The sequence below is a fragment of the Hydrosulfovibrio ferrireducens genome (assembly GCF_046883345.1).
GTDB lineage: Bacteria > Desulfobacterota > Desulfobulbia > Desulfobulbales > Desulfurivibrionaceae > Thiovibrio > Thiovibrio ferrireducens.
The window spans coordinates 30,659-45,961 of record NZ_JALKCW010000024.1 but is presented as its reverse complement, the minus strand read 5'-3'; the positions used below and the strand labels follow the sequence as shown (position 1 = coordinate 45,961).

Sequence of the window (15,303 nt, the reverse complement as noted above, 5' to 3'; positions counted from 1 at the left end):
CGATCAGGTCTTCCGGCTTTTTGTAATCGGCAATCAGTTGGTCAAGCACTTCTTTGGAAATGGCCATATCTCTCTCCTTGGTTGGGGGCGAACTTTTCTACCCCCGGAATGGCCATTTACACAATCCTTTTTACACCCTCCACGAAGGCCTTGTCCACAACGAGTTAATGTTAACTGTCCCTGATGGTGCTGCTCTTCCAATGGGCATCGCTATCCGCTTTATACGCGGGATGTTAGACCTGTATCACGAATCCACTCCCGGCATTACTGTAAAATCTTTCCTTGACGAAGAGGCAAAGCAGGTTGCTGATAAAATTGCGCCTCGCTGCTACTATGCTGGCTGCGGCACCGATGATGGTTGGCCGACAGCAAAGTGAAATCGTAGCAAGTTTTTTTGGTTCTATAGCGAGAGGGGCTCTGCACTCAAGAAAACCTCTCGCGCTTAATGCAGACAGATCATCCGTCAAGAAGCGGCAGGAATAAAATGATGAACTACCATGCTTTTAGTGTAGGACAAGCCAGTTACGTATATTCTCCTGGAGATAGGCAAGCCTATCGTCTTAACCGAGAGGATGTTGACATTCTCAATGACCGCTCACCGTCATCGGTCAGAAGAAGACTCGATGTGCTCGAGTATCTTTCTGCCTTCAAAAACCCATACACATCAGGACACGTTCCGAGACAATACCGGTATGCTCTGTATCTAAATCTAGCCACCACCTGCAATTTGCATTGTGTTTACTGCTTTGCACAATCAGGGACATATGGGGAGCCAGAAGAACTTATGGCATATCCAACGGCCCAAAAAGCAATAAAACGTTTTTTAGAGATTGTTCCGCCAGATACAGTTGCATATCTGATTTACTTTGGCGGCGAGCCATTGCTTGCATGGGAGACACTTACCAAGGCATTTGCCTTCGCATCACAAGAAGCAGAATCTACGGGAAAACAGATTCGGCATCATGTGGTTACGAATGGGACACTCCTCACCAAAGAAAAGGTTAACTTTTTCGTGAAGCATAAAATAGATGTTGTAGTAAGTATTGACGGGGAAAAGGATCTGCACGACCGGCAGAGACCTTTGCGTGATGGGAAACCGTCGTTTCATCTGCTTAAACAGAACCTGTCCTATTTCTTCACAAAAGTGACGCAATCTGCTGCTCGTGCAACCTATATTGATCTTGACTACCCACTGTACCAAGTCTACCGGGACCTTTTCAGGATGGGGTTTCATACAGTCGATACTGCCCCAGATTTCCTGCATCTGGATACCGTTGGGTTTTCACGTCTCTGTTCTCAGATTGAGGAACTTAAGGAGGATGTCTTAGAATTTCTGCTCCAACATGGCTATATTGGTCATTCACAGTTTCTCGACAGGATCAGGCGTATCTTTAGTGGAGCAGGTGTGCCACCAGACGGATGCGGGGCAGGAGACAGAATCACCTCAGTGGCACCTAACGGTCGATTCTACGCATGCCACCGTTTCACGGGTATGAACGACTTTGCGATTGGAGACGTACACAACGGGTATGATCATTCACGGCATCCGATTGCACAGGCAGATTGTTCTTCATGTAAAATTTGCTGGAATAGATTTGCTTGCTCTTCCGGATGTTTTTTTAACAATCAGGTAATTAACGGAAATGCAGCGACCCCTATATCATCATGGTGCAGTTACTCTAAAAAAATGACAGAGGTGACACTCAGCATCATCGAACAGATCCCCAAGGAAATACTAATGCGGCTAATTGTATCTGAGGTCTCGACTCCTTCTTTGGAAGAAGTAACTGGCAAAAATCATAAATTAAATGTCTATTTATCCGGCAATTATGGCTTTATTGCAAATAATTAAAGAATAATGGAGATCTGGGCAACGGAGCCCGATTTCTTGTGAGTGGCTTGAGAAAAAAATTGCCTGTAATCGCCGCATGCCATGGAGATGTTTTATGACCATAATCGAGACCAAAGACGTTCTTCTCTGGTGCGCAGGGCTCAACTACGCAGTTCTACTCCTCTGGTCCGGGGCCTTCATCTTTGCCCATGACTGGATGTACACCTTGCATGGCCGTTGGTTCAAGCTTTCGGTTGAGACCTTTGACGCTATTCATTATGCGGGTCTTGCTATGTACAAGATTGGCATAATCCTGCTCAACCTTGTGCCGTGGCTTGCACTTTGTATAATTTCTTGACGCGCGGGAAATGGCGACGGAGCCCGGTTTTCACGCTCTTCAGCCCTGAAAGGGCTACCGCCGCCAATGGTCGAACCTATTCGCAGTTGCCCACCAGGCAGGAATATTCCCTGCCCTCCAAGACAAGGCGCGCCTTGCCGCCCTTGTCCCAGATCATGATGTTTTCCCCTTCATATTTGGCGCCGGAGGCGGAAAGAGCCTGCTCCAGGCGGTACTTTTTGCCTTGCGCCACAATGGACGCACCATTGCCGGGGTAGTACTCGACCATGATTTTTCCGAGCCCGGAACAGTCATAGCAGGCCGTGATCGTCTTCTCTGGGGGACACGGTTCTTCCCATGCCCGGATGCATTTTTGCTTTGCTTCGCACCAGGTATACCCCGCCGAACCGATACAGCCATGGGCATCCCTGTCGCTGCCGAGAAGGCCTGCCTTGCTTCCGGCGCAGCCACCCAACACGAAGACAACGAAAAACAAGAGGGGCAAAAACCGTAGTTCCATCACAACACCTTTCCCGGAAAGTTATGGTTAACTGACTGATTTCATGAAACAAGAGGCAAGGCGCGGCAAAAACGAGAAGACATGCTCCCCTCATTACACGCACCCCCAGCACTCCTCATCCTCTCTCCTCGCCGTTCTTTTCCTCGACAACAGGGGGCTCGGGCTTGAGACTCCCAAAAGCCAAGGCATATTGCCGGATAAACTCCGCGCCCAGAAAAAAAATCTGCGCCGAATAATAGACCCAAAGCAGCAGGGCGATCAACGATCCGGCCGCGCCAAAGCTTGAAGCCACGCCGGTCTTGCTCAGATACAGACCGACCGCGTACTTGCCAAGGCCGAACAAAACCGCCGTGGCCACCGCGCCGACCCAGACATCGCGCCAGGAGGGGGGCGCTTCCGGCAACATCTTGTAGATCACCGCGAACAGCGAGGCAGTGATGCAGAAGGAAAAGAGCGAGGTCAAGAGGGAAAAAACCGGGGCGGACCTGCTCCAGACCCCCCCCACGAAATTGGCAAGCACGGCAAGCGCCGCACCGCCGAGGAGGGAGGCAAGCAGTAGAAAGGTGAGAACCATCACCAAGCCGAAGGCGAGCAATCTGGAGCGCAGGAGAACCACAAAAACGGGATGCTGCGGCGGCGGCGCACCCCATATTTCATCCAAGCTCTCTTTGAGTTCGGCAAAGACGCTGGTGGCGACGACCAGCAGAATAAAACTGGCCGCAATGCTTGCAAGCAGCCCGGAAGCAGGATCCCGGGCCGCGGACAAAAACGCCTGAATCGCCCGGGTGCCATTGGGGCCCACCGTTCTCGGAAGCTGGGCGATAATTTCGCCCTGGGCCGCTTCGGCACCGAAGAAATACCCGGCCACCGCGATGGCCAGCATCAGGATGGGGGCCATGGAGAACAGAGCGTAAAAGGCCAGGGCCGCGCCCTTGCTGGCGCCGCGATGATCGATCCAGGCCTGTAATGATGCGAGCAGAACTTTTTTCATGCGCCTCCCTGTGCGACCATTCTAGAATAACCGTTGGAAAATTAATAGATTTCCCTATGCTCTTACGCAGTTAAAATCCCATTGGCCCGCCGCCGAGCACCGGAGAGGCTGCCGAAAAGGGCTTTGCACTGTCTGAGGCGTTAGCCGAGTTTGCAAAGCCCCGGCAGCATCGAGGAGCACAGGGCATCCCGCCTTCGGCGGGACAAGGGACACGGGTGCCCTTTCTTTGGTTCGTTTCTTTGGGCAAGCAAAGAAATGAACAGAAGAAAAAAACGCATTCCTCTCGCTGCCAGATTGCCTGGCAATCAGAAATAAAATACCCGGATGGCCGTTATTACGGTATGATACCCATCCTCAATCCAGCCTTGCGATGCACGCTTCCCCTGCGGCAAGGCCCTTACGCTTACCCTCAACGGACACAGACACATGACCGACAGCAACATCATCGAACTCACCCCCTTCCGCGCCGATCTGGCCCGCGCCCTGACCCGGCGGGGAGAACGGCTTCTCGCGGCCACCGATCTGGCCGAAGAGGTCGCGGCCCTGGAACCCTTGGAGGCATACTACATTATCCGGGAGTTGGGAATGGATCAAGCCCTGCCCATCCTCCGGGAGCTGGACCACGAACAGATGCAGGCCTGCCTGGATCTGGATTGCTGGAACCGCTACGATTTCTCCGCCGAAAATCTTGAGGAATGGCTGGCGCCCTTTGCGGGTGTCGATGCGGAAACCCTGGCCCAGACCTTCCTCTCCCTGGATTATGTGCTCCAGCTCCTCTTCCTGACCCAGAGCGTCACGGTGTACGATCCAGACACGGATCAAGTACCGCCGGAGGACGAGGAGCGCGAGACCACGGCCCGGGCCATGACCCCGGACGGCTTCTACCTGCTTGAGCTGAAAAATCCCGACCAGGCATACAAGGTCCACCCCTTTGCCCTGCTGGATGCCATGTACCAATACGACCCCACCGCAACGCACCGGCTGCTGAGCGAGGTCCGCGTGGACCTGCCCACCCAGATCGAGGAGGAAGCCCTGCGCTTTCGCAGCGGCCGCATGGAGGATCTGGGCTTTGCCACCCCGGTCGAGGCGACCGCGCTTTTTTCCAAACCACCCAGCCGTCAACCTTTGCCCAGACCCCAGGACCCGCTGGACAGCGCGGTCACCCGCTTGCCCTCGGTGTATGCCGCGCCCTTGCTCGAAACCACCCTGCTGCAGCAAGCCCTCTCCCTGGTTATTGACCCGAAAAGCCTCTCCCGCCTGCAGCAGGAGCTGGTCTGGACCATCAACAGCGCGATCATGGCCTACGGGGAAAAGCCGCAAGATATCGAACACATCACCGCCATTGTCACCCGGGTACGGGACACCATCTCCCTGGGGTTGGAGTCCTTGCTGGCGCAAGCAGAACCCCCATGCCAGCCCGACGAGGCAGGGGCTGCGGCCAAGGCAGCCGAGCTGCTGGAGATCTGGCCCATGACCGATCTGTTCCGGCACGGCTACGGCGCGACCATGGTCTTGCAGGAAGCGGTGCGGCAGGCCTTGGCCGAGCCCGGCTTCGCCGCCTGGTACAATCTGGCGGACACCGAACAGTCGGATGAACCGGCGGACCGGTTGGAACGCGCCTTTGTCGCCGGACTCATGGGCCGTCAGCCCCTGCGCGGCGGTTTTGATCCGGGCAACGCCGAGACGGTTAGGGCCTTTGCCGGGCTCGCCGAGATCGCGGCGGCCCAGGTCCGGCTAAAACGGCTTGTTGGACACTTCAGCGGATAGAACGGATGGAGCGAGACTGGACCCCGGTTTTCACCGGAGTGACGCCTACGAAGGGAAACTCCAAGACATTCAGAGAGCGTTGCTTGGAGTAAAAAAGAACCTATTGCGCCCCCGCCTCGAGGCGTTCCGCAACCCAAACCTTTAAAAGAGCCTGCCTGCTCACACCAAGGCGTCTGGCTTCCTTGTCAACCTTTTGAACCACCCATACCGGAAAATCAATGTTTACGCGTTTTGAATCCTGCTCCGGACGGCGCGCCTGACTCAAGTCGAGATGGGCGGTGATATCCTCGCCTGTCTCAAACTTTTTTTCAAAATCCTTAGCTTTCATATAGTGCAACCTCCTCGACTCTGGCCCGGCGCACAGAGATAATACGGATTGTATCCTTTCGGTATGTAATGACTGCCGACCAATATTTCCCCTCGATTCTGCCGATTAGCAAAAATCGGGGTTCATCCGTGGTTTTGGCCGGAATTTCCAAAACATCGGGGTCATACCACAAGGCTTGCGCCTCGAAAAAATCAAGACCATGCTTCTCTTTGTTGACAGAGCTTTTCTTTTCGTCAAACTCGAATTTCATATAAAAAATATACCAAAATTATACCTAAAAAAACAGCAGAAAAAAGGAGTAATCCACCTCGCGCTCGGCCAGGACTCTCACACCCCTGACCCAGATCCCTTCCCCAGCTCCGGCATCAGTGCCTGGGCAATCTCCCGGCAAAAACTCCCCAACGCCGCGTTCAGGGCGGCAACCTGTCCTTCCTGATCCCGGCTTGCCGCCGGAGCCGAATGGCTGCTCCTTTTTTCCGGCAGCACGATTGCGCCGTCCTTTCCCTTGATTGACCAGAGGGCAACCAGCCGGGCGGCTCCGTCGCTTTCGTTCTCAAAGTGAAGCACTTGAACCATAACCTGGTAATCCGTGGTTCTGGAAACAGGCCAGGGGTGGAGCAGGATACGGTCGGTACCCAGCAGGGCCGAGAGGTTTTCCCCCACCACCCTGGGGATATTTTCACCGAGCGGCTCGGCCCAACGGTGGCTGTCTGACAGGTGCAGCCGGTTGGGCGTCATTCGGGTGACCAACTGAGGCCGGTCAAGGTATTCCGGCAGCCGTACCGGGCCGATGCCGAGCACCATTGTGCCCGCCTCGGCACTGACCGGGGGTGTGCGAGCGGCGTCCAGGGCAGAGAGATGGTAATAACTGACCGGGGCGGTCGTAAGGACGCAGCCCGCCAGCAGCACGGTGCCTGCTAAAAAGATCAGGAGAGCGCCCTTCCATGTGCCGGGTATATTTTTCATTTTCCTTCCCCTTGAATCCGTTTTCCCTGCACAATAGCCTCGGGCTGTTGCTCCAGGGTTTCCGCCAAAAGCCGCAGGGCGCGGGCCGCACGGCTGATTTCCCGGAGCGCCGTGTCAAGATGCTGTACGGTGGGCGACTCTTCCCCGGTCAGTTTTTGCAATGCCTGCGCCGTCTTGGCCAATTCCTCGCTGGCCTTGCCCAAGCTCGCAACCACGGGGGAACCGGCCTCGGCCACCTCGCCGATCTTGACCATCGCCGCCTGTGTCGCCTCAAGCGCCGCGCGCATCTCGGTAAGCACCGGGTCGCCATCGCGGTCGAGCTTGGCGCTTAAGGATTGCAGATGCGTCAGCGTCGCCTCCAACCGCACCGGAATCATCTTCGTTTCCTCCGAAGAAAGAAGGGCATTAAGCGATTGGCTGATAGCGGCAAGATCGGTGAGGAACTCCTCCATGGGAAACCCCTCCAGCGTGGTGGCAAACTCTTCCACCGTTGTCGGAATGGTGGGAATTTCGCTCTCCTCCGAGTCGCCGCCGATGAAGCGGGCCGGTTTGTCGGGATGAAAATCCAAATCGACGTAGAGCTGACCGGTGAGCAGGCTCTGCATCTTGAGCTGGGCGCGCAACCCCTGCTCCACCAACTGCCGGAGGATGTCGCGGTCCTGCAGATCGACCTGATCACCACGGAGGGATTGGACCATGTCGGCTTCGACCTCGATGATGACCGGCACCATGAAACGGCGGTTTTCCGCATCCAACCCGAGCTGGATGCGCTTGACCGTGCCCACCTTTACCCCGAGAAAAACCACCGGCGCCCCTACTTGCAGCCCTTGGGCCGCGCCTTCAAAATAGAGAACATGCCGGCGTCGTTCCTGAAACAACTGCCCCCCGGCCAGAAGCATGGTGGTCACTGCTCCGAGGATGATGGCGCCAAGGACAAAGGCCCCGATAAGCGTTGGGTTTGCTTGCTTGCTCATTCCGCCCCCCTGGTGAGAAAATGACGCACTTTCGGATCTCCGGAGGCGACCGCCTCCTTGGGTTTACCGGTGTTGATCATGGTGTGGGTCTCGGCGTCCAGAAAAATCGAGTTGGTGCCGATGGCAAGTATGCTGGCCAAATCGTGGGATATAACCACGATGGTCGTCTCCAGGCTGTCCCGCAGTTCGAGGATCAGATCGTCGAGGCGTCGGGCAGTGGGGGGATCAAGACCGGAAGAGGGTTCGTCGATCACCAGGATATCCGGGTCCAGGGCCATGGCCCTGGCTAAGCCTGCCCGTTTTTTCATGCCGCCGCTCAGCTCAGAGGGGTAAAACTCCTCGAACCCGGCCAACCCCACCAGGGCCAGCTTGAAGGAAACGATCTCGGCAAGGTGACGCGACGAAAGCGCGGTGTACTCCTTGAGCGGCAAGGCGATGTTTTCCCCCAAGGTCATGGAACTCCACAGAGCGCCGCCCTGGAACATGATGCCCAGCCGCCGCTTGAGCCGCTCCTGCTCCTCATGCTCGACACTCCAAAAATCCTCGCCGCCGTAAAAAACAGCACCCTTGGCCGGGCGTTGCAACCCGATCAGGGCCCGCATCACCGTCGTCTTGCCGCAGCCGCTCCCGCCCATGATGACAAAGATATCCCCCTTGTTGACCACGAAATTAAGGTCGCGCTGGATGACAAACTCGCCATAGGCCATGGTCAGGTCGCGGACCTCTATCTGGGGCGCGGTATCCATGACTTAGATCCCCAACCGGTAGAAGATGATGGTCATGATCGAGGCCGAGATGGTGATCAGCAGGATGCCGGTGACCACCGCCGAGGTTGCCGCCTCGCCCACGGACTCAGCGCTTCTGCCGCACTGCATTCCGCGCAGGCATCCGGCATAGGCGACCATGGCCCCGTAGACGCTGCCCTTGGAAAGCCCCACCAGAAAATGCTTCAGCTCCAAGGCCCGCAGGGTTTCGATGTAGTACTCGAATGTGCCGATATCAAAGATGGCAGCCGAAACCAGCATTCCGGCCAGCATGCCGACAAAGCCCGCGTACAGGGTAAGGAGCGGCACCATCAGCATCAGGGCCAGCATCCGGGGCAGCACTAGAAAATCAATCGGCGAGATCCCGAGGGTCTTGAAGGCGTCGATTTCCTCGTTGACCTGCATGGTGCCGAGCTGGGCCGCGAAGGCAGCACCGGTGCGGCCGGCGATGATGATCCCGGTCATCAGGGCGCCAATCTCACGGACCATGCCGATGGCCACCAGATCGGCAATGAAGATCTGGGCCCCGACCAACCGGAGCTGATCCGCACCCAGATAGGCAAGGATCAGCCCGACGAGAAAGCTGATCACCGAGACGATGACCAGGGCCCGAGGGCCGACCTCCTCGATCTCCCACCAGAGATCGCTTAAGCGGAAGTGGGCCTGCCCGCGGAACAGCCTGCCGAAGGAAAGGGTGATCTCGCCAAGAAAACGCAGCATCTCGGGAGCACCGCGAAAAAAGGCGATCGTTGCCGCGCCCACCTGAAAAAACAGATTCTGCCCATCGCTGTCCCGCTTGGCCGCCTTCTGTTCGGGAACGGCGGCGGCCATGGCCAGGAGGTGGCGAACCCCCTTGGGCAATCCCTCCTGGTCGACATCGACGCCGCGTTCTTCGCAGAGCCTGAGCACGGCTCGGAGAAAGGCGAGAAACCCGGTGTCCCAGGCGGAGAGCTGCGCGGTGTTGAAGGAAAGGCGAAGGGTGTTTCCCAGCTCGGACACGACTTCCTCGGCCGGGGGCAGATCCTGGTCCATGCACCAGCGGCCGGCGCACGACACCTCCAGCAGATCGTCGCCCATGCGGCGCGTATCGAGCTGCCATTGTTTTTCGTCGCTGTTCTGGACCATGGGACACGACCAGTGTATTCATTCCCGATTCGGGAACTACAGGGGGACACCTCGTTACGGGCTGCTGCGCGAACCATTCCCGGCACAACCATCGGGAATCCATGGTGCAACCCCTACCCTCAACAACATCATGGAGAATCGCCCCGGCGCTGTCAACCGGAATCAGACATCCCGCCCCGGCCCAGGCAGGAATTGCCCGCCTGCACAATTAAAAAAGGATGGCCGCCCATGGGGACGGCCATCCTTGCTTGTTCCACGCCCCTTTCAATAAAGGCGGTTATTTCTTTTGCAGCATCTTCCTGGCCATGGCCAGATTGTGATAGGCAATCACCCGGATCTTGCCGGCATTCGGATTCTCCGGCTGCTTATCCAGTTCAGCCAGAAAACGTTCCAGTTCCGTGCGGGCCTTGGCGGTCTTCTTGTCGTTAAAGGGGATGGAGAGATCGACTCCCTTGACATCCCAGGCATCCTTGGGGAGCACCGCAAAGGGAGCAATATCCTCCACCTTGCGATTGGCGGCCAGGGCGGGCTCCTCCCAGACCAGATCGCTGAAACGGAGGCCGTTCTTGTCGGCGGTGATGGTGTAGCTCCCCGCAAACGATTTGGTCACATCCTTGTCTTCAAAATAGCTCCATTCCGACTTGCCCACCTGGGCATGGGAATCGTGGCAGCTCCCGCAATCGCGCGGCTTGCCCATGGCGTGGCTCAGCTTGTCCATCTGAACCCAGAGGATCGCCTTGTTGCCCGAGGGAAGATCGCTACGGGTGCCGACCACGATGAAGGCGTCGTTCACGTCGGTGGCCTTGCGCGCCACCTCGAAGGTGAGCGGTTCGCCGATCCGCGGGTTGCCGGGGATCTTGCGTTTGGGAATGGAGCGGAAGAGCAGCCCGGTCGGCTTCAGCTCCTTGGTCTGGTTCATGACCGCCATGGGGTAGGGCTTAACCGGAATCCAGCGACCCGAGGCATTTTTGATGATGGTGGGCAGGTCGCGGGTGCCGTAGTATTCCTTGTGCTTGCCGTAGGGGGTCTCCATCCCGAAGACGTTCCCCTGGCCCCAGAAGGTGTACTGGTAGGCGCCGGAGACGGTGATGTGGCAAGAGGTGCAGTCCACCTTGCCGTGGGGCGAGCTGTTGACCGCCTTGACGATCTCGCCGTGGCACTCGGCGCAGGACTTGCGCGCATCGTCGGCGGCGAGGTGGCCGAACTGGTGGTTGACCGGCTTGTGGCAGTCAAGGCACTGGAGTCCGGCCTTGACGTGGGCGCCCTGCGGGAGATTGGCTGGGAAGGCATACTCACCCCGCATGTAGCCTGCGCCGCGCCGGCGGTCCATGGGTCCGGCATGGCAAATGCTCGCCCGGCCGCCGCCGTAGCAACTGGGGGTATCGGGTTTGCCGAAGGCATGCGTCCCCTTGTTGGCCACCGGCTTGAAGTGGCAGTCGTTGCAGGTGGCGTGGCACATATTGCAGGACCGGTCGGAAGCCGCATTCTGCGCCGGGCTGTAGGGCACGGCGGTGCCATTCTTAAGGGCTTCTTCGTTCTGACCGAACCACATCCCGCAGTTCTGCGGCCCAGGAAGCTTTTCGCTCCAATCGCGGTAGGCCCGCTGGTGCTTCATCAGCCCCTTGGCCGAGCGGTTGTAATCCTTGACCTCCTTGGCATGACAACGGCCGCAGGTTTTCTCCGCCACCTGCGGGGCATAGGCCATGGTTTCCCGGTCACGGTCGTGCCACTCCATGCCGACGATTTTTTTAACCCCGGCCTGTTCCAGTTTTTGCGGATCGCCCTTGGGAAGCATGCTGTTCATGCCCTCCCCCTTGGGCTTCAAGGGTTGCAGGGCGCCTGCCGCCTCACGGGAAAGCGCCTCGCCCTTCAGCTTCTTGCCCGCCCCGACCAAAAATGGACGCAAGACCCCCTGGTGGGCCGCCTCCTTGTCCTGGGCCTTGGGGTCGCCCAAATGGCAGTCCACGCAAGTAGGCTTGCCCTGCATGTTCACCTCCTGGTCCACCCGGGCCGGGTCCAGGTACATCGCCTCCGCCCCCAGCTCCTTCATCTTCCCCTGGTTGCCGTGACAGGCAACACAGCCCGACTCGGGGTCAAAACCCCAGGCCGTTCCAGCCGTTAACAGCAACAGCACAACCGTAATCACACTCTTCATGGCGTCCTCCTTTTGCCTGTCCCGGGCGCACATGCCCGTCTTCAGCCAGTATATCACTACACAAACCGTGCCAAGACAAAAACAGCTAATAATAAAAACAGGTTGACCCACGGCACTCAGCGGCGTACGGTGATATCTGGTGCATTTTGCACCGCACATGGGTGCATTGGTCATCCGGATTGGTGCAAAATGCACCGTGAGGTCGTCATGAAACGTCTGGGTATACGCCGCAAGACGCTAGTTACTCTGCTGGGGGTGGCGGTTCCGTCGCTGCTCGCCTTTTCGGCACTGATCATCGCCTCCACCGCTCTCATCCTCCAGCAGAACGCCTCCCGCCAGGTCAGTTCACTGGCAGAGCGGTCGGCAACCAGCCTGGCGGAGATGGTGGGCCGTTCGCAGGCCACCTTGACGACCATGGCGGCCTCTCCGGAGGTGGGCGATTACCTGACCGCGCTGACCTCGGGCGACCATGTCCGTCTGGCCGATGCACTCCAAAGCCTGGAACGCACCTTCCTCGGCTGGCAGAAGCTGGACACGACCATCCAGGCGATCCGCCTGATCGACCCAGCCGGCAACGTCCTGGTCAAGATCAAGGAAGGAAAACTCGTGCCTGCCACCGGCCCGGCCCGTCCTCCCTTTGCCCTGCCTGCGGTTCATTCGGTGGCAGGCCGCGATTTTTTCCAGGCCGCGCTCCGGCTGCCCCGGCATGGCGTGCTCATCTCCAATCTGGAACGGGGCAAGACCGAGGAAGAGGAGGCTTTCTGCCCGGCCATGGTACGTTTTGCCACGCCGCTGATCGGACCGGACAACGTCCGGGTCGGGGTGCTGGTGGTCAACGTCTGGGGCGAGCAGACCGGACAGTTGATCAACCGTCTGATCGCCGAGGCCGAGGGCAGCGCCTTCCTGGTCGAACGCAATCCCGCGGACCCTCAGCGCAACGGCATTTATCTCTTCCATCGGGACGAGACATGCGAGTTCGGCAACCAGACCGGCAGCCGCCGCACTATCTTCGACGATTATCCCCGCGAAATTACCAGCGCCTGGCTCAACCACGACCGCGGCATCGCCAGCGACCCGCGCACCAAGGATATTCTGGCCCATGCCTACTATTCACCCTACGGACTGCCTGACCGAGGCTGGGTGGTGGTGGTCAATGCCCGGCGAGACTTCTTCCTGGGGCCATTGACCACCATCGGTCGCCGGACCGCGCTCTGGGCCGTGGTGGTGCTGATCCTCGCCCTGGCGGCCTCCCTCTTTTTCGCCCGCTCCCTCACCCGCCCGATCCAGGACGTAGTGGAGGGCATCCGCAGAATGGAAAAAAACACGGCCGAACGGATACCGGAAGAATCGCAGGACGAAATCGGTTTTCTGGCCGGGGAAATCAACCGGATGGCCGATGCCATCCAACACAACGCCGAAGAGCAGTTGCGGGTGGAGGAACACATCCGGGATACGGAAAAACTGGCCTCCATCGGGGAGATGGCAGCCGGATTGGCCCACGAGTTGAATACCCCACTCGGCAACATCAAAGCCCTGGCGATCCTGGCCAGGAAGGGGATCGAACGGGGCGAGTGCGACCGGCAAGGACTCACCGGCGATCTGGACGACATCGTCGATCAGGCCGGGAAGTGCAGTGACATCATCACTGGGTTGCTGAGCTTTGCCCGGCGCTCCGAGGCAAGACCGACGCCTCAAGATCCGGCAAGCCTCATGGGAGAGGCCATGGCCCTAGTCCGGCTACGGGCCGAAAAGAGAGCGGTGGGGCTCATCTGCAACGACCCCGGCCTGCTCCCGCCCCTACTGGTCGACGGCGATCAGTTGCGCCAGATCTTTGTCAACATCCTGTTGAACGGAATCGATGCCGCGCCGGGCGGAAAAGTAAGCGTGACGCTCCATCAGCAGGAGGGTGGGGTGCGGATCGATTTCCGGGACAACGGCAGCGGCATCGCCGCGGAACACCTGGGTCGGATTTTCGACCCGTTTTTCACCACCAAGGAGGTGGGCCAGGGGACCGGCCTCGGCCTTTCGGTGAGCTACGGCATGATCAACGCCATGGGCGGAAGCATCACGGTGGAGTCGCAACCCGGCGAGGGCGCCTGCTTCACGGTCTTCCTGCCGGCGACAGAGGAGAGAGAAGCATGAGCCGAGTGATTGTGGTGGACGATGATCCGCTGGCTTGTCGCATCCTTACGCGGATGCTGGGGCCGGACCATCAGGTTGTTGCCTTTGGCAACGGCGAGGAGGCCCTGGCCCATTTCCGCCAATACGGCGCGGAGATCGTACTCAGCGATCTGAAGATGCCGCGCCTGGGCGGAATGGAGCTGCTGGCCAGGGTAAAGGAGATCAACCCCGAGGTCCCGGTCTTCATCATCACCGGGTACTCCTCCCTGGACGGCGCGGTGGCGGCGGTAAAGAACGGGGCATACGACTACATCGCCAAACCCTTTGACCCGGACGATGTCCTGGTACGGATCAACCGAGCCCTCAAAGAGCGGCGGTTGGAGGAGACAGTGGCCCTCTATCGCCAGGAACGGGAGCTGGAACAGGAACGCCATGTCCCGCTCACCGGCAGCCGCTGCATGAAAGAGGTCTTGGAATTGGGCCGCCGGGCCGCGCGCAGCGACAGCAGCGTTTTAATCCAGGGGGAAACCGGGGTCGGCAAGGAACTGGTGGCACGGATGATCCACCATTGTTCCCTGCGGCGCGACCAGCCCTTTGTTCCGGTCAACTGCGGCGCCCTGGCGGAAGGAGTGCTGGAAAGCGAGCTGTTCGGCCATGAACGTGGCGCCTTCACCGGCGCCGTGACTCGACGGGCGGGCTACTTTGAACTGGCCAACCATGGCACCCTGTTTCTCGACGAGATCGGCACCACCGGCAACCCTTTCCAGGTCAAGCTGTTGCGTGTCCTGCAGGACCGCACCGTGACCCGGGTCGGCAGCGGCACGCCCATCGAGATTGATACCCGCATCCTCGCCGCCACCAACCAGAACCTGGAGGAGGCAATCCGGCGCGGCACCTTTCGCAACGATCTCTATTACCGGCTGAGCGTCGTCACTCTGGTGATTCCTCCCCTGCGCGAACGGCCGGAGGATATCCCGCTCCTGGTCGAGCATTTCATGCGCCGCTATGGCCAGATCAATCCCCGGGTCAGCGGCATATCCGAGGCGGGTCGGCGGCTACTGGAAGGCTATGACTATCCCGGCAATGTCCGCGAACTGGAGAACATCATCGAACGGGCCATGATCCTGGAAACCTCGGAACAGCTCACCCCCCAGAGTCTGCTGGTAAGGGGGGGAACCACGGCGGGATCGACGGAGGAGGAACCACTCCGCATGGAGGAGGCCGAGCGGGACCACATCCTGCGGGTTCTGCGCTCCTGCCGCGGAAGAAAGTTGGAAGCGGCGCGGCTTTTGGGGATCAACAAAACCACGCTCTGGCGCAAGATGAAACGGTACGGACTGGAAGGGGAACAGGAAGGGATATGACAAGACCGAAAGGCGAGATCGCCTCAGTCGGCGCAGATGGGATATTGTCTTCCCGATTGC

Annotated in this window: 15 protein-coding genes; 6 read left to right on the top strand and 9 right to left on the bottom strand. The window is 58.7% G+C overall.

Annotated elements, in window-relative coordinates; all coding sequences use genetic code 11:
* Positions 1-59 precede the first annotated feature (59 nt).
* The 3 genes from MWR57_RS12150 (at position 60) to MWR57_RS12140 (ending at position 2,189) form a co-directional block, all read left to right on the top strand.
* Complete coding sequence (locus MWR57_RS12150; RefSeq protein ID WP_423125090.1) at positions 60-377, top strand: hypothetical protein; 318 nt, start codon at positions 60-62, stop codon at positions 375-377.
* A gap of 107 nt (positions 378-484) precedes the next feature.
* Positions 485-1,852 (top strand): radical SAM protein, encoded by a 1,368-nt coding sequence (locus MWR57_RS12145; RefSeq protein ID WP_423125089.1) that lies wholly within the window; start codon positions 485-487, stop codon positions 1,850-1,852.
* Positions 1,853-1,946: 94 nt separating this feature from the next.
* On the top strand, positions 1,947-2,189 hold the full coding sequence (locus MWR57_RS12140; protein WP_423125088.1) for a DUF6868 family protein: 243 nt from the start codon (positions 1,947-1,949) through the stop codon (positions 2,187-2,189).
* Positions 2,190-2,265: 76 nt separating this feature from the next.
* Here MWR57_RS12140 and MWR57_RS14455 read toward each other — a convergent pair whose 3' ends face one another.
* Entirely contained in the window at positions 2,266-2,496 is a 231-nt protein-coding gene (locus MWR57_RS14455) for an MliC family protein (RefSeq protein ID WP_479723973.1), read from the bottom strand.
* Positions 2,497-2,803: 307 nt separating this feature from the next.
* Positions 2,804-3,679: a YihY/virulence factor BrkB family protein gene (locus MWR57_RS12130; RefSeq protein WP_423125086.1), complete on the bottom strand. Its 876-nt coding sequence runs from the start codon at positions 3,677-3,679 to the stop codon at positions 2,804-2,806.
* Between the two features lie 426 nt (positions 3,680-4,105).
* On the opposite strand from MWR57_RS12130, the gene MWR57_RS12125 reads away from it, so the two are divergent.
* The gene (locus tag MWR57_RS12125; RefSeq protein ID WP_423125085.1) at positions 4,106-5,446 is read left to right on the top strand and encodes a DUF6178 family protein; all 1,341 of its coding nucleotides are present in this window, start codon (positions 4,106-4,108) and stop codon (positions 5,444-5,446) included.
* A 100-nt stretch (positions 5,447-5,546) separates the two neighbouring features.
* On the opposite strand, the gene brnA is transcribed toward MWR57_RS12125, so the two are convergent.
* The 7 genes from brnA to MWR57_RS12090 form a co-directional block, all read right to left on the bottom strand.
* Positions 5,547-5,774, bottom strand: coding sequence for a type II toxin-antitoxin system BrnA family antitoxin (gene brnA / locus MWR57_RS12120; protein ID WP_423125084.1), 228 nt, complete (start codon positions 5,772-5,774; stop codon positions 5,547-5,549).
* Positions 5,764-6,024, bottom strand: a complete 261-nt coding sequence (locus tag MWR57_RS12115) for a BrnT family toxin (RefSeq protein WP_423125083.1) — start codon at positions 6,022-6,024, stop codon at positions 5,764-5,766. The genes brnA and MWR57_RS12115 overlap by 11 nt, the downstream gene beginning before the upstream one ends.
* Before the next feature lie 77 nt (positions 6,025-6,101).
* On the bottom strand, positions 6,102-6,740 hold the full coding sequence (locus MWR57_RS12110) for a PqiC family protein (RefSeq protein ID WP_423125082.1): 639 nt from the start codon (positions 6,738-6,740) through the stop codon (positions 6,102-6,104).
* The gene (locus MWR57_RS12105; RefSeq protein WP_423125081.1) at positions 6,737-7,714 is read right to left on the bottom strand and encodes an MlaD family protein; all 978 of its coding nucleotides are present in this window, start codon (positions 7,712-7,714) and stop codon (positions 6,737-6,739) included. The genes MWR57_RS12110 and MWR57_RS12105 overlap by 4 nt, the downstream gene beginning before the upstream one ends.
* The gene (locus MWR57_RS12100; protein ID WP_423125080.1) at positions 7,711-8,460 is read right to left on the bottom strand and encodes an ABC transporter ATP-binding protein; all 750 of its coding nucleotides are present in this window, start codon (positions 8,458-8,460) and stop codon (positions 7,711-7,713) included. The genes MWR57_RS12105 and MWR57_RS12100 overlap by 4 nt, the downstream gene beginning before the upstream one ends.
* A gap of 3 nt (positions 8,461-8,463) precedes the next feature.
* Entirely contained in the window at positions 8,464-9,603 is a 1,140-nt protein-coding gene (locus tag MWR57_RS12095; RefSeq protein ID WP_423125079.1) for an MlaE family ABC transporter permease, read from the bottom strand.
* A gap of 277 nt (positions 9,604-9,880) precedes the next feature.
* The gene (locus tag MWR57_RS12090) at positions 9,881-11,758 is read right to left on the bottom strand and encodes a cytochrome c3 family protein (RefSeq protein ID WP_423125078.1); all 1,878 of its coding nucleotides are present in this window, start codon (positions 11,756-11,758) and stop codon (positions 9,881-9,883) included.
* A gap of 207 nt (positions 11,759-11,965) precedes the next feature.
* Here MWR57_RS12090 and MWR57_RS12085 point away from each other — a divergent pair, with 207 nt between their 5' ends.
* The gene (locus MWR57_RS12085; RefSeq protein ID WP_423125077.1) at positions 11,966-13,900 is read left to right on the top strand and encodes a sensor histidine kinase; all 1,935 of its coding nucleotides are present in this window, start codon (positions 11,966-11,968) and stop codon (positions 13,898-13,900) included.
* Entirely contained in the window at positions 13,897-15,243 is a 1,347-nt protein-coding gene (locus tag MWR57_RS12080; RefSeq protein ID WP_423125076.1) for a sigma-54-dependent transcriptional regulator, read from the top strand. Before MWR57_RS12085 ends, MWR57_RS12080 begins: the two co-directional genes overlap by 4 nt.
* Positions 15,244-15,303: the final 60 nt, after the last annotated feature.